1 protein-coding gene is annotated in these 579 nt (G+C 54.7%); it reads left to right on the plus strand.

The window, feature by feature from the left end; translation table 11 throughout:
* Window positions 1-579 (plus strand): DUF6531 domain-containing protein (locus F8N96_RS34850; protein WP_224794181.1); only part of this gene is annotated, 579 nt, incomplete at both ends.

Consider the following 579-nt stretch of genomic DNA (forward strand, 5'->3'; position numbering starts at 1 on the left):
GTTTCTACGCAAGTGATTTGAACGTTGAAAGCGTGCTGGGTAGAGGGTGGGTGCTGCCGTGGGAACAAAGTCTGCGCAGAAGTGGCAGCTTCGTCTACCTCACTGATAACCAGGGGCGCAGTGTGCCCTTTGTTGACGTTGAACCTGGCGATCGCACCTACAACCCTTATGAGCAAATCCACTTGGTTCGCACTGAGGGCGGTCACTACCTCCTACAGACACTCGACAACACTTTCTTCTATTTCGGCGAAGTGCCGGACGACGATACTGCTGTTCAGTTGCAGCGCATTGAAAATGCCCTGGGGCATTACCTGCACTTCACCTATTCGGCCGACAATACGCTTACCGACATCAGCGCCCCGGGCGGTGTTCGTGTTCACCTGCATTACGACAATCCTCTGGGTCGCCTGACCGACGTCAAGCGTGTGGTCGACAACCTCGCCGTCGAAACCCTGGTGCAGTACCGTTACGACGAAAATGGTCAACTGATCGAAGTGATCAATCGCAACAACGATTCCGTTCGACGTTTCAGCTACGCTGATGGCGTCATGGCCAGTCACAGTAACGCCCTCGGCCTGA

The sequence above is a fragment of the Pseudomonas fluorescens genome (genome assembly GCF_902497855.1).
In the GTDB taxonomy this organism is placed as follows: domain Bacteria; phylum Pseudomonadota; class Gammaproteobacteria; order Pseudomonadales; family Pseudomonadaceae; genus Aquipseudomonas; species Aquipseudomonas fluorescens_BI.